The 13,582-nt window shown below is 73.0% G+C and carries 11 protein-coding genes; 5 read left to right on the plus strand and 6 right to left on the minus strand.

The genetic code is table 11. The annotated features are described in order from the left end of the window. Positions 1-33 precede the first annotated feature (33 nt). The gene (locus tag ACWENR_RS04955; RefSeq protein ID WP_452275748.1) at positions 34-378 is read right to left on the minus strand and encodes a hypothetical protein; all 345 of its coding nucleotides are present in this window, start codon (positions 376-378) and stop codon (positions 34-36) included. After that, positions 375-767, minus strand: coding sequence for a YbaB/EbfC family nucleoid-associated protein (locus tag ACWENR_RS04960; RefSeq protein WP_452275774.1), 393 nt, complete (start codon positions 765-767; stop codon positions 375-377). The genes ACWENR_RS04955 and ACWENR_RS04960 overlap by 4 nt, the downstream gene beginning before the upstream one ends. A gap of 153 nt (positions 768-920) precedes the next feature. On the opposite strand from ACWENR_RS04960, the gene mycP reads away from it, so the two are divergent. Further along, complete coding sequence (gene mycP / locus ACWENR_RS04965) at positions 921-2,213, plus strand: type VII secretion-associated serine protease mycosin (protein WP_452275749.1); 1,293 nt, start codon at positions 921-923, stop codon at positions 2,211-2,213. Between the two features lie 120 nt (positions 2,214-2,333). Here the strand turns inward: mycP and ACWENR_RS04970 are convergent, their stop codons facing one another. The 3 genes from ACWENR_RS04970 to eccB all read right to left on the minus strand — a co-directional run bounded on the left by ACWENR_RS04970 (position 2,334) and on the right by eccB (position 4,562). Continuing rightward, the gene (locus tag ACWENR_RS04970; protein ID WP_452275750.1) at positions 2,334-2,621 is read right to left on the minus strand and encodes a WXG100 family type VII secretion target; all 288 of its coding nucleotides are present in this window, start codon (positions 2,619-2,621) and stop codon (positions 2,334-2,336) included. A 17-nt stretch (positions 2,622-2,638) separates the two neighbouring features. Beyond that, positions 2,639-2,968: a WXG100 family type VII secretion target gene (locus ACWENR_RS04975; RefSeq protein WP_091098749.1), complete on the minus strand. Its 330-nt coding sequence runs from the start codon at positions 2,966-2,968 to the stop codon at positions 2,639-2,641. Positions 2,969-3,134: 166 nt separating this feature from the next. Further along, complete coding sequence (gene eccB / locus ACWENR_RS04980; protein ID WP_452275751.1) at positions 3,135-4,562, minus strand: type VII secretion protein EccB; 1,428 nt, start codon at positions 4,560-4,562, stop codon at positions 3,135-3,137. A gap of 140 nt (positions 4,563-4,702) precedes the next feature. On the opposite strand from eccB, the gene ACWENR_RS04985 reads away from it, so the two are divergent. Further along, on the plus strand, positions 4,703-5,449 hold the full coding sequence (locus ACWENR_RS04985) for an SUKH-3 domain-containing protein (protein ID WP_452275752.1): 747 nt from the start codon (positions 4,703-4,705) through the stop codon (positions 5,447-5,449). Between the two features lie 48 nt (positions 5,450-5,497). Here ACWENR_RS04985 and eccD read toward each other — a convergent pair whose 3' ends face one another. After that, the gene (eccD, locus tag ACWENR_RS04990) at positions 5,498-6,886 is read right to left on the minus strand and encodes a type VII secretion integral membrane protein EccD (protein ID WP_452275753.1); all 1,389 of its coding nucleotides are present in this window, start codon (positions 6,884-6,886) and stop codon (positions 5,498-5,500) included. Positions 6,887-7,027: 141 nt separating this feature from the next. On the opposite strand from eccD, the gene eccCa reads away from it, so the two are divergent. From eccCa to ACWENR_RS05005, 3 genes are all read left to right on the plus strand, one after another. Then, complete coding sequence (eccCa, locus tag ACWENR_RS04995; RefSeq protein WP_452275754.1) at positions 7,028-10,984, plus strand: type VII secretion protein EccCa; 3,957 nt, start codon at positions 7,028-7,030, stop codon at positions 10,982-10,984. Positions 10,985-11,092: 108 nt separating this feature from the next. Further along, the gene (locus tag ACWENR_RS05000; RefSeq protein WP_452275755.1) at positions 11,093-11,707 is read left to right on the plus strand and encodes a hypothetical protein; all 615 of its coding nucleotides are present in this window, start codon (positions 11,093-11,095) and stop codon (positions 11,705-11,707) included. Between the two features lie 35 nt (positions 11,708-11,742). Beyond that, entirely contained in the window at positions 11,743-13,533 is a 1,791-nt protein-coding gene (locus tag ACWENR_RS05005) for a WXG100-like domain-containing protein (protein WP_452275756.1), read from the plus strand. Positions 13,534-13,582: the final 49 nt, after the last annotated feature.

The raw sequence follows: 13,582 nt of genomic DNA on the forward strand, positions 1-13,582 counted from the left end.
TCTGCCCTGACCTGACCGACCGGAAGTGGGAGGTTACTTGTCCTTGCCGCCGAACCACTTGTCGACCGTGTCGTCGACCTCGACGGTGCCGTCGACGGCGTTGGTCACGTCGGGACCCAGCACCTTGACCAGGTCGACGATGGTCTTGCCGCCGCTGAGGACGTTGGTGGCGGGGGCGTCGTCGCCACCCTCCAGGTAGTGCTTGTTGAACTCCTTGCCCGGCTCGTCCGTGCCCCAGGGGGCCGAGGCGTTGAGCGAGGAGATCGTGGCCGCGTGCCGCGCCCAGCGGCTGGCCAACGTCGAGCCGGCGGCAGCGAGCTCACGGGCGCCGTTCCGCGCGCCGTCGGGATTGACGAAGGTCTCGTTCGGGTCACTCATCGGTCGTCCTCCTGCGGAAGATCGCTGTCCAGCTGGCGGAAGATGCCGTCCAGGTCGTGGTCCATGTACGCCTGGAACTGGCTGTCCGGCACGAAGGGCCGCAACAGCTCCTCGACGTCGGCCATCGCCTTCTCGGTCGCCCGCCGGATCGTGTCGGTGACCGTGGCGGAGAGTTCCTTCGAGTTGGGCCGCCGGTAGATGCGTGGGTCGAACTCCACCTTGACCACCTGGCCCCGAGGGCCGACGGTGACGGTGACGAACCCGTCGTCGGAGGTGACGGTGGCGTTCACGGCCTTGAGTCGTTGCTGGAGGTCACCCACGCCCGAACGCATCCGCTCGAACTGGGCCATCAGCTCGTCGGCCCGGGCGCGCAGCGCCTGCGTGTCCATGACGTCCTCCCCCTGCACGTCCATGCGCCGCCGCGATCCGACCGACGGCGTGACAGGTCGACCATACTGAACCTGCGCGACATCGGGTATCCGTCCCAGGTTCGAGGATCGCTACCATGCACCGACGCCGTGCAGACGGGAGGTGAGCGCGGAATGGCCCTCGGCCGTCGTACGTCCGCAGTTGCCCTGGCGGTGGCGCTGACGGGCACGAGCATCCTCGGCACGCCGGCGCGGGCCGTGGCGGCCCCGGCGGTCTGCGGCAACCCGAGCGATCCGGGGCAGGTCATCAGAGAGACCCCGTGGCACCAGCGGTGGCTCGCGCCGCAACGGGTGTGGCCGTTCAGCACGGGCGCGAAGGTGCGGGTGGCGGTCATCGACTCCGGCTCCGACAGCAACCACGCCCAGTTGAGCGGCCGGGTGGCCAAGGGCTTCGACGCGCTGCGCGGCACCGCCGGCGGCGACGTCGACTGCGTCTCGCACGGTACGGCGGTCGCCAGCCTCATCGCCGCCCGTCCGCAGGAGGGCGTCGGCTTCCACGGCTTGGCCCCGGACGCCACGATCGTCCCGATCCGGGTCAGCGAACGGGCCGGCAACGAGGGCGGCGGCCAGGGCGAGAGCGCCTCCACGGCGGTCTTCGCGCAGGCCATCCGCCGGGCGGTCGACGACGGCGCGGACGTGGTGAACATGTCCGTGACGCTCTACCGCCCCGACCCCGCCGTCGAGAGCGCGATCCGCTATGCGCGGGAGAAGGACGTGGTGCTGATCGCCGCCGCCGGCAACCTGCACCAGGACGGCGAGCGTCCCGACCCGGTGCCCTATCCCGCCGCCTACGAGGGTGTGATCGGGGTCGGCGCGATCGACCAGCAGGGCGCGCGGGTGAAGCAGTCGCAGGTCGGGCCGTACGTCGATCTCGTGGCGCCCGGCGGCGCGGTGGTGGCGGCGACCCGTCTCTCCGGCCACGCGGTCTGGAGCGGCACCAGCTTCGCGGCCCCGCTGGTGAGCGCGACGGCCGCCCTGATCCGCGCCGCCGAGCCGGGCCTGTCGGCGGAGGAGGTCACCCGCCGACTGATCGCGACGGTGGACCCGGCGCGCGGGAATCCGGAGCAGGGCTACGGACAGGGCGTGCTGAACCCGTACCGGGCGGTCACCGAGCGGCTGACCAAGGGGGCTCCGGTGGCCCAGCCCCCGCTGCCCGATCCGTCGTACGACCCGGTGGCGCAGGAGCGCGCGCAGCGGTGGGGCGTCTTCGGCCGGGTGGCGCTCTGGGGCGGGCTGGTGGTGGCGGCGCTCGCGCTCGCCATCGGCGCGGTGGCCTCGTTGCTGCCGCGCGGACGTCGCCTGCGGTGGCGGCCGACCCGACCGGCGATGCCGCCACCCCCGGGCCCGGAGGTCGACGAGCCCGAGGAGGCGTTCTTCCGGGTGCCCACCTCGCTGCCCCGCGGCTGAGGACGACCCCGAGGCGGAGCCCGCGGGGTCAGGGCACGCCCGAGGACGGGCCCGCGTCGTCAGACGGCGGGAACGACGATGGCCCGGCACGGGGCCGGGCCATCGTCGTGACGGTGGGGCTCAGTCGCCGAACTTCGCCCGGTTCGCGGCCTCGCGGGCCTGCATCTTGGCCGCCGACTCGCGCAGCGCCTTCTCGATCCGGCCGAGCAGGTCACGCAGGTCGTTGGCGGCCGACTCCCAGTCGTTCTGCCGACGGAAGTACGCCTCGCGGGCGTCACCGTCCCAGGTCGCGAGCAGCGGCGCGATGCCGGACTTGAGCCCGTCGAGCTCGCCCGTCAGGTTTCTCATGGCACCGCCGCAGCTGTCCGCCGCGGCGTTCAACGCACCGAAGTTGTAACGGATCTCCATCTCGGAACCCCTCCCCGTCAGAGCTTGAGCGCGGCGGTGATCTGGCCGGCGGTGGCACCGGCAGAGTCCATGTCGGACCGGATCTCGTCGTCGCTGACGTCGTAGTCCTTACCGGCGGACCCGACGGCCTCGGCGATGGCCCGCAGTGCCACGTTCAACCGGGCCATGTCCTGGTCGAACCGCTCGCGAACCTGCTGGAACGAGCCCGCACCAGCGCCCTTCCACTGGTCGTACAGCGGCGTGAGCTGGTCCATCAGCCCGTTCAGGTTGCTGGTGAGCCGGTCGGCGACGGCATCTACGTCACCCTCGGTCTTCACCATAAGGCCGGTGTCGGTACGCATCGTCATGGTGGAGTCACCCCCGTCCTCGTCGATCGCCCCGCGTCGCCGGGGGGCAGCCATTGTTACGGCGCTCGTGCACCATCTCTCGTACGAACCGTAACGGGTCGCGTCCAGCCGACGCTAGGCCGGTCGGCGTTCGAACCCGCAACGTGCGCCAATGTGGCGGGTGCGGTCACTCCGGGTCCAGCGCCCGTTTCGCACTCGCCGGGTCGAGCGCGGGACCGGCCGGTAGCCGGACGACCAGGCTCGCCGGCAGTTCGACGGGCCGCACACCCTGATAGCCGAGCATCCCCGGCACGTCCTCGGAGGCCAACGGATACCGGTAACCCAGGTCGGTGACCAGATTCAGGGTGCCGGCCGGGGCGTCCGGCGACGGCATGGCGGCGACCAGCACGCCGTACCCCGGTTCGATGACCACCCGGTCGGCGAGCGGGATGCCGTCGCCCGTCTGCTCGCCGGTGCGTACCGGCTCCTTCACCGGCTGCACCTGGGCGTCCAACAGCAGGGTCGGCTCGTCCTGCCCCGGTCGGTAGCCGGCGCAGACGGCCGGCTGGTCGCCGGTCAGCCGAGCGACCTCGGGGCGTTCGTCGGGCGCGCGGTGACGCCCCGCCGCGGGGACCGACGCCTTGGGGGCGGCTGCGGCGGTGCCGGCCGCGAGCGGTACCGCCCGGGGCGTCGACCCGTCCGGATACGACCGCCGCGTCTCCGGATCGGCCAGCAACACGTCGGCCTGCAGCGGGGTCAGCGGAGCCAGCCGCTCCCGGTCGGCGAGGTAGTACTGGCGGCTGCCGTTCTGACTCTCCACGACGAAGATCTGGCCGACCCTGGCATCCCGCAGCGCGTCGGACGGCTCACCCCGGCCGGCCACCGCCCGGGTGCCGATCGGCTCGCCGGCGGGCAGTGCGTTGAGCCACGCCCCGCCCACGTCGACCACCGGCTCCGCGGTCATGATCAGTCCTTCGAGGACGATCTTCTGGTTGCGGATCTCGTACCGGTGGTCGTGCCAGATCAGGTGCAGCCGGCTCGTCTTGGTGTCCCGGGCCAGCAGCGCGGTGTCGCCCATCTCGCGTCCGCCGCTGGGTGCCCTGCCGACGGTGAGCACGGTGGTGGCCACGGTCCCACCGGCCTGGTTCCGGGCCGGTTGGGTGCAGAGCGTCCACGGCCCGGAGAGGATCCGCTTCGGGTCGGGCAGGGCGTCCGGTGCGTCCGGAATGCCGATCCGGGGGCCGCGTGGCGTGCCGACCAGCGAGTTCCGGGAGACGGAGACGGTGGGCGCCGCCGCCTCCATCGCCAACAGCGCGGACGAGTAGTTGACCACCGGGTGCAGCCGGCCCTCCCGGTAGACGTACCGGGTGCCGGTCTCCTTCTCGAGGACGACCGCCCCGCCCGCCTTCCACTTGGTGGCGCCGCCGGGACGCAGCAGGCCGTAGACGCCCACCGCGGCGAGGCAGAGCACCGCGACCATGACGCCCGCGAAGCTGGCGCCACCGAGCCGCCGGAACGGCGCGCTCTCCGGATCGGGCTCGCGCGCCACGAGCGCGGACGTCATCCGCTGGACGAAGAACTGGTACGACTGGACCTGGTCCCGCCGCGACGGCATGGCATCCTCCCCTGGCGTACGGTCGGCGCGGACAGAAGCGCCGGACCGCGGTGCCTACGATAGGCACCGCGCCGAACACCGTGGTGCCGGCACCCGGTCGCAGCCGGCGACCAGGACGACCACGGCCCGAGGGAGTTCCGATGATCAGTCGTGACGAGGCGCTGGCCCGCGCCCGGGAGTGGGCCGCCGCCGGCCACCCCGGCCCGACGCCGGAGGTCGACCTCCACGAGTTCGATCTCGGCTTCATCGTCTCTCGCCGTGAGCCCGAGCCGGCGGCGGCGAACGGGCCGCCCCGGCCACCGTCGGCAACCGGACAACCCACGGCGGTCATCGACCGGGAGACCGGGGAGCTGTCCCAGTGGCCGTCGCTGCCCGCCCCGGCGATCGCCGAACGGTACGCGAAGCACCGCGCCGCCGAGGGCCGCTTCCCGCCGGACGTCCGCGAGGTGCTGGAGAAGGCCGGCTGGTTTCCCGGCCGGGACATGGCGGCCGCAGTCGACCTGTGGCTGACCCGTTTCGCCGACGAACTGGCCGGGCTGGAGTTCTTCCCGGCGGCACGCGCCGCCCTGGTCGAATTCGGCGGCCTGCGCCTGCCCCAGTTCGGCGGGCACGGCGAGCCGGGAGGCGGCTTCGGAAGCGCCCTGCATCCCACCCGGGGCGGTGTGTTGGCGGAGGGCTCCGAGGTCTTCGCCGAGGAGTACGGCATCCCGGTCTTTCCGCTCGGCAACAACGCCGACGGGCCCTCGGAACTCGTCATCGACGCTCAGGGACGGGTCTTCCAGTTGCACTGGGCCGACGACTTCTTCATCGGCCCGGACATCGACACCGCGATCGTCGCGCTCATCCGCGGTGGCAGGGCGCCGGCGGTCAGCGACGTCGCGCTGTGAGCGTTCGGCGCCCCGGAGACCTCGACGGACCGATGGCTGGCGCCGGCGTCAGCCGTTCAGCGCGCGCATGAACGCGTAGAGGCCCAGCACGCTGCAGGCCACCGGCACCACGGCCAGTTGCAGCAGGATGTCGAGCATGTCCCCCAGGCGGGCCAGTCGGGGCGACGGGGCGCGCCGGCTGTAGGCGAGCCCGGCGCTGACCGAGAACCCGGCCGCGACCACCGCCACCGGCAGCACCGCCAGCACCCGCAGCACCGTGTCGGCGTCCGCCGCGCCGATCAGGGGCAGCAGGGCCAGGCCGACCAGGCCCACGGCGAGCAGCGGCACGCGGTGCCGGACGGTCGGCACCAGCCGGGCACGCAGCAGGTGACCGAGTGCGACCACTCCGGTCAGCAGCAGGGCGGCGACCGAGCCGTGTGCGGTGAGCACGATCAGGCCGCCGACGGTGACCACGAACGAGCCGAAGATCATGCCGGTGAGCACCTCGTCGGCCCGGGCGGTGGCCTGATAGATCAACTCGCGCCGGGGTTGCGGCTCGTCGCGCAGCAGGTCCTCGGCGGTGCGGGGCAGCGCCGGCATCGGAATCTTGCCGAGCCGCACGGCGAGCAGCGGCATCGCCGGCAGCAGCAGGGTCACGACGCTGACCACGATCGCCGCGCCCTGCGCCGCGTCCATCGAGCCGAGGGCGAAGAGGCCGCCGAGCATGCCCCAGAACCCGGCGAAGACCGCCGCCACGAAGACCCGGGTCGCGTCGCCGACACCGAGGAAGCCGAGCAGGCCGGCGAGGAGCAGGACGGCGGACCCGAGCAGCACGTGCGGCGCACCGAGCGCCCAGACGGACTCCCCGGTGCCGATCACCAGGGTGCCGCCGACGAAGGCGTACGGCAGACCGGCGGCGGCGACCACGGCCCCGGCGAGGGAGTCGGCCATCGCCCGGGACAACACGATCCCGACCAGCAGCAGCACCGCGGCGGTGCCGAGGGCGATCACGCCGCCGAGCCAGCCGGGCTCGTCGGATGCGACGATGACGGCCAGGCCGAGCAGCAGCAGCGCGCCGCCGACGATCAGACCGGTCAGCCGGGTCGCGAACGGGTTCCAGGCCACCCCGCGCCGGCGCGCACCGTCGGCGACAGCCTCCATCAGATCGTCGTACGCCAGCTCGGGCCACTCGGTGCGGCGCGGCACCAGGTGCAGCGTCTCGCCGTCCCGGACGTTCTGCACGGCGAGCGTGCGGTTGAGGTCGACGGCGGTGCCGTCGGTGCGGCGCAGCGTCCAGCCACCGTGTGACGTCCCGTCCGACGGGTGCTCCTCCGCCTGCCGCAGCACGGCGGGGAGCAGCCTGACGAGCGGCAGATGCTCGGGCAGGGCGAGATCGAGCCGTCGGTTCGGGGCGACGACGGCGATGCGCACGAGACCGGTTCCGGCCTGGGTGACCACTGATGACCCCTCGGGACGGGGAGCGGACCGGATAGGGCCCGCGGCTGTCATGACGAGAGAAGGCTACCTACCATGTGCCGGTGGCGTGGGCGCCGGTTCGGTCCGATCGGGTCCGGGCGCGCCAGCGGGGAGGTCTGATAGGTGAGCACGGTCGTCGTGAAACGTCCGGCCCGGCAGCCGGAGCCGGATTACCCGTCCGGCGAGGTCCTGCTGGAGGCGCCACCCGAGGTGCCCGCGCCGAGTGGGCGTGCCTGGGGCCAGATGCTGATGGTGCTGCCGATGCTCGCCGGCTCGTTCGCGATGGCGCTGATGTTCGCCGGCCGCGGCGGCAGCACCCTCGGTTACGTCATGGGAGGTCTCTTCGGGCTCTCCGCGATCGGCATGCTCGGCTCCCAGCTCGCCAACAACTCCGGCGGCCCGAGCAAGCAGGAGATGTTGCAGAAGCGGCGCGAGTACATGACGCACCTGTCGCGGCAGCGCCGCCGGGTGCTCAAGACGATCCGCAAGCAGCGGGAGGCGGCGTTCTACCGGCACCCGGATCCGGAGGCGCTCTGGTCCGTCCCGCTCGGGCCGCGGCTGTGGGAGCGCCGGCGCGGCGACGTGGACTTCGCCACCGTGCGCATCGGTCTCGGCCCGCAGGAGCTGGCCACGCCCCTGGTCCCGCCGCCGGCGACCTCGCTGGAGAAGCTGGAGCCGATGTGCGCGCTGGCGCTGCGTCGCTTCCTGACCACCTACGGCGAGGTGCCGGACCTGCCGGTGACGATGGCGCTCAACGGTTTCGCCCGGGTGCACCTGCGCGGCGACGACGACGCGGTGCGAGGGCTCGTCATGTCGGTGCTCGCCCAGGCCACCGCGTTCCACGCGCCGGACGACATGCTCGTCGCGGTCTGCGTCGCCGCCGACCGGCGGGCCGCGTGGGAGTGGACCAAGTGGCTGCCGCACGCGCTGCACCCGACCCGCACCGACGCGCTCGGTCAGCTCCGGCTGGTCGCGCCCTCGGTCACCGGGCTCGAGGCGATGCTCGACGACGTGCTGGCGAGCCGACCGCGGTTCAACGCCTCCGGCGGCGCGCCCCAGGTGGGCGGGCCCCACGTCCTGGTCGTCATCGACGGCGGCGACACCGCCGGATCGGACCACCTGATGACCGAGGGCGGTGTGGAGGGGGTCACCCTGCTCGACCTCTCCCACCCGGCGCCACGGGTGCTGGACCGGGCCCGGCTGGTGCTCGACGTGACCGCCGACCGGCGGCTGCACAGCACCACCGTGGACGGTTCGGCGGAGATCGGGCGGGCCGACGACTGCCGGATCGACGAGATCGAGACGCTCGCCATGCAGTTGGCGCCGCTGCGCCTCTCGGCCGCGTCCCGGGGAGGCGATGCCCCGCTCACCGCCGAGCTGGGTCTGGCCGAACTGCTCAACCTCGGCGACCCGTACGACTTCGAGGTGGACCGGGCCTGGCAGCCCCGGCCGAACCGGGACCGGCTGCGGGTGCCGATCGGTGTGGGCGCCGACGGCGCACCGGTCGAGCTGGACCTCAAGGAGTCCGCGCAGGACGGCATGGGCCCGCACGGCCTGCTGATCGGCGCCACCGGCTCGGGCAAGTCCGAGCTGCTGCGCACGCTGGTGCTGGCGCTCGCCGCCACGCACAGCTCGGAGAATTTGAACTTCGTCCTGATCGACTTCAAGGGTGGCGCGACCTTCACCCGGCTGGACGCCCTGCCGCACACCAGCGCGGTGATCACCAACCTGGCCGACGAGCTGCCGCTGGTCGACCGGATGACCGACGCGATCAACGGTGAGCTGGTGCGCCGGCAGGAGCTGCTGCGCGCGGCCGGCAACTACGCCTCGCAACGCGACTACGAGAAGGCCCGGGCGGCGGGCGCCCCGTTGGCGCCGCTGCCGAGCCTCCTCATCATCTGCGACGAGTTCTCGGAGCTGCTCACCGCCAAGCCGGACTTCATCGACATGTTCGTGCAGATCGGCCGGGTCGGCCGGTCGCTCGGCGTGCATCTGCTGCTCGCCTCGCAGCGGCTGGAGGAGGGCCGGCTGCGCGGCCTGGACACCCACCTGTCGTACCGGGTCGGTCTGCGGACGTTCTCGGCGATGGAGAGCCGGGTGGTGCTCGGCGCGACCGACGCGTACGAGTTGCCCCGTTCGCCGGGCCACGGCTACCTGCGCTTCGGCACCGAACCACTGGTCCGCTTCAAGGCCGCGTACGTCTCCGGCACCTACCGCAGCAAGACGGCCGAGGCGGTCGCCGCCGGTGACGGGGAGGAGCGTGTGCGGGAGTACAGCACCGCCTACGTCGCGCCGCCGGTGACGCGTACGGTCCAGGAGGCGACACCGGAGCCGGTCGACACGGGCGGCGAGAGCGTGCTGGACATCCTGGTCGGCCGGCTCGCCGGCCGGGGTGCGCCGGCCCACCAGGTGTGGCTGCCCCCGCTGGCGGAGCCGCCGACGCTGGACCAGCTGCTGCCGCCGCTGACGGCGGACCCGGCCCGGGGCGTGACGGTGGCGCACGCCGGCCTGGTGGGCGAGCTGCAGGTGGCCGTCGGCGTCGTCGACAAGCCGTTCGACCAGCGCCGGGACGTGCTCTGGTTCGACCTGGCCGGCGCGGCCGGCCACACGGTGGTCGTCGGCGGCCCGCAGAGTGGCAAGAGCACCCTGCTGCGGACGATCGTCACCTCGTTGGCGCTGACCCACACTCCCCGGGAGGCCCAGGTCTACTGCCTCGACCTGGGTAGCAGCGCGCTCTCCTCGCTGCGCGACCTGCCGCACGTCGGCGCGGTCGCGACCCGGCTCGACGGCGGTCTGGTCCGCCGGACCGTCGCCGAGATGCAACTGCTGATGGGCGAGCGGGAGCGGCGGTTCGGCGAGCGCGGGATCGACTCGATGGCCGAGTACCGGCGGGCCCGCCGGCACGGCCAGCACACCGACGATCCGTTCGGCGACGTCTTCCTGGTGATCGACGGCTGGTCCACCATCCGCGCCGAGTTCGAGGACCTCGAGTCGACCATCAACGACATCGCCAACCGGGGTCTCTCCTTCGGCATCCACCTGATCGTCACCGCCGGTCGTTGGATGGACCTGCGCCCTGCCGTGCGGGACGTCTTCGGGACCCGGCTGGAGCTCTGGCTGGCCGACGCGGGAGACTCCCTTCTGGACCGTCGGGCCGCGATGAACGTGCCGGAGAAGTCACCCGGTCGGGGTATCACCGCCGACGGGCAGCAGTTCCTCGCCGCCCTGCCCCGCACCGACGGCGCGCAGGAGACGGACACGCTGCCCGAGGGGGGCCGGAAGCTGGTCAACGACCTGGCCGGCGCCTGGCAGGGGCCGGGCGCTCCGCCGATCCGGCTGCTTCCGCCGGTGGTTCCGTACGGCAGCCTGCCGGCCTCCGGACGGCCCGGGGTGCCGATCGGCATCGCCGAGGTGGACCTCCAGCCGGTGCACCTGGACTTCGCCGCCGACCCGCACTTCCTGCTCTTCGGCGACGGCGAGTCGGGCAAGAGCACGTTCCTGCGGGCGCTGGCGCAGACGATCGTCGACCGCAACCAGCTGACCGAGGCCCGGCTGGTCATCGTCGACTACCGCCGCAGCATGCTCGGCGACATCGACACTCCGCACCTGATCGGGTACGGCTCGTCGGCCCAGCTCACCGAGGGCATCATCGCCGAGGTCGCCGGGGTGATGCGGGACCGGCTGCCGCCCAACGACGTGACGCCCGACCAACTGCGCGCCCGCAGTTGGTGGAAGGGGCCGGACCTGTACGTCCTGGTCGACGACTACGACCTGGTGGCGGGCGCGGGCAGCAACCCGCTGACCCCGTTGCTGGAGTTCCTGCCGCAGGCCCGGGACATCGGTCTGCACCTGGTCATCGCCCGCCGCACCGGCGGTGCGAGCCGGGCGCTGTACGAGCCGGTGCTGATGCGGCTGCGGGAGATCAGCACGCCGGGCATCGTGATGTCCGGCAACCGGGACGAGGGTGTGCTGCTCGGCACCGTCCGCCCCGGGCCGCTGCCGCCGGGCCGGGGCTGGCTGGTCACGCGGCGGGAGGGCACCCGCCTCGTGCAGTTGGTGCACCTGCCGCCACGGACGTGAGTACCACGCGGGGTTGCCCGATGAGGCTATCGTCCACCAGAGTGGAAGTGTGGCGTCGCGGCTGGGGACACAGCCGCGCTGTCAGCCTGTGAGCGAACGGGGAGGCAGATGGGCGACGAGTGGCTCGTCGACGAGAACATCGACGTCGACATCCAGCAGCTGAAGGACTTCGCGAAGGCCATCCAGGACGAGCTGGACACCAATTTCCGGCCCAGCTTCGAGAACGGCGTACGTCCCATGCTCACCGTGCAGGCGCCGTTCGGCGGAGGTGGGCTCAAGGAGGGCAAGTTCTTCCGGGGCCGACACGACGAGAGTCGCGCGGCGGTGTCGCAGATGCTCGGCGACGCGATGAAGGGCCTGATCTCGCTCAGCACGGCCGCGGCGTCGATCTCCGCCGAGTACCTGACCGGGGACGCGCTGGCCCAGGCCACCAACGACGACGTCCACAACGCCTTCGACGGTGTCGACGGGCAGAAGACGCTCAACGACTACTGGCAGAAGGACGGGGACGAGCAGCAGAACCCGGCCAACGCGGTCCCGGCGGAGGCCACGAACCCGGCGACCTACTACGGCCCGGAGGTCTGCACCGCGGACGACCCGGAGGAGACGCCGGACATGGACAAGCCGGACACCATCGGCGAGGGCCCCGGCTCCTACCGGGTCCAGGGCGACGACGATCGGATGTACGGCGACGAGGTGGCACGCCCGGACGTGCGGTCCTGACGGTGGGCAGGGCACGGGAACGCTGAGGAGCGGGGATGAGCGACAAATACTACGGGTGGACGCCACCGTACATTCCGAGTTACGCCGGTGTCGTCGACGACTACGCCGCCGAGCGGTCTGCCCAGGCCGAACCCTACGAGCCCACGAACTGGGACGGGGTCACCATCGAGCAGATGTGGGAGTACGCCCGCAAGGAGAGCGACGAGCGCACCGTCGCCCTCGCCGAAACCTGGCGGCGGACCAGCAGCCTGCTGCAGACCACGCGGGAGAACCTCAAGCGGCACGCCGACGCGCTGGACGCCAAGTGGCGGTCGCCGGCGGGCCGGGTCTTCATGGAGAAGGTGGGCGCGGCCCTTCACTCGCTTGACGAGTGGAAGAGTGTCGCCGACAAGTCGGCGAGCGGTCTGGAGCAGCTCGCCGGCAAGATCGAGCAGACCCAGCGGGACATGCGCGAGCTCTGGCTGGAATACAAGGCCGAGCAGGAGCACCAGGCCAAGAAGCGCAAGGAGGACGACGAGAGCACCAGCCTGGGCGACCTTTTCGGGATCAACAACCCCGATACGTACGAGGACGTGCAGAAGAAATTCCACGAGCGGGCGAAGAACATCGTCAAGCCGCTCGCGGACCTCTACATCGACGTCTACATCTCGAACATCTCGCGCGGCGGCATCTACAAGGGGCCGACGAACGCGGTCGTGCACACTCCCTCGCTGGCCCCGCGGCCCCCTCGACCCGGCGGACCGGCCGGGCCGAAGCCGGTCGCCCCGACCATGTCCGGCGACCGGCCGACCAGGCCGGACATGCCCAACCGTCCCAACACGCCGGACACGCCCACCACACCCACCACGCCCACGCCACCGCCGCCGCCCGGCCTGCCCGACGACGTCAGGCTCGCCGGCACCACGATCACACCTCCCGCGCCGCCCGGGCCCGGGCCCGGGCCCGCGCCCGCCCCGCCGCCGGTCACCCACGCGCCGGGAACTCCGCCTCCGCCCACCCCGGTGCTGCCGGTGACCGGCGGCCAGGGCACCCCGCGTCCGAACGCGCCGAACATCAACAGCCGGCCGGGCACCCCGCGCACCACCCTGCCGGGTGCCGGGGCACCCACTCCGGGCACCCGCGGCCCGGCGCCGAACCGGCCCACCCTGCCGGGTGCCGGCAACCCCGGCGGGAACCCGGCGAGTCGCGGCGCCCCGCCGAACCGACCCACCCTGCCCGGCAACACGGGTACCGGCCGGCCGGGTGGCCTCCGCTCCGGCGCGCCGGGCCTCGGCACCCGGCCGACCGGCCCGGCCACCCCGCCGTCGACCCCGCGCCTGCCGGGCAGCACCGCCGGTCCCAGGCACGCGGGGGGCACTCCGGGTCGACCGGCGTCGCCGCCGCCGAGCCTCGGCAGCCAGCGCGGCACCGGTCCGGCCACGCCCGCCACGTCCGGCCCGCGCGCCGGCTCCCCGACCGCCGGCCGTCCCGGCACGCCGCCGAGTGCCGCTCGCCCGGCCGCGCCGGGCGTCGGCGGCACCCGTGCGGGTGGCCCGCCCACCCCCGGCGCGGGTGCCCGTCCGGATCTCTCGGGCCGTGGCGCGGGGGGTGCGCCGCGTCCGGCCCCCACCACGGGGCCGGCGCCGTCGCTGGGTGGACGCCGGGGAGGCCCGGCCGTCCCAGGCTCACGCAGCGCCGCACGCCCGGCTGAGGACGAGCCGGAGACCTGGGAGTACGGCGAGGGCGACGACGAGCTCTGGACCACCGAGCCGGTCGCGGTCGGCAACATCGAGGCGCCGGCGGAGCATCGACCGCAGCAGCAGGGCAAGGCGCTCGGTCAAGGCTGACACGCGGACGGGCCGGTCACCACACCATGGGTGGCCGGCCCGTACCATG

It is taken from the genome of Micromonospora sp. NPDC004336 (genome assembly GCF_053602615.1).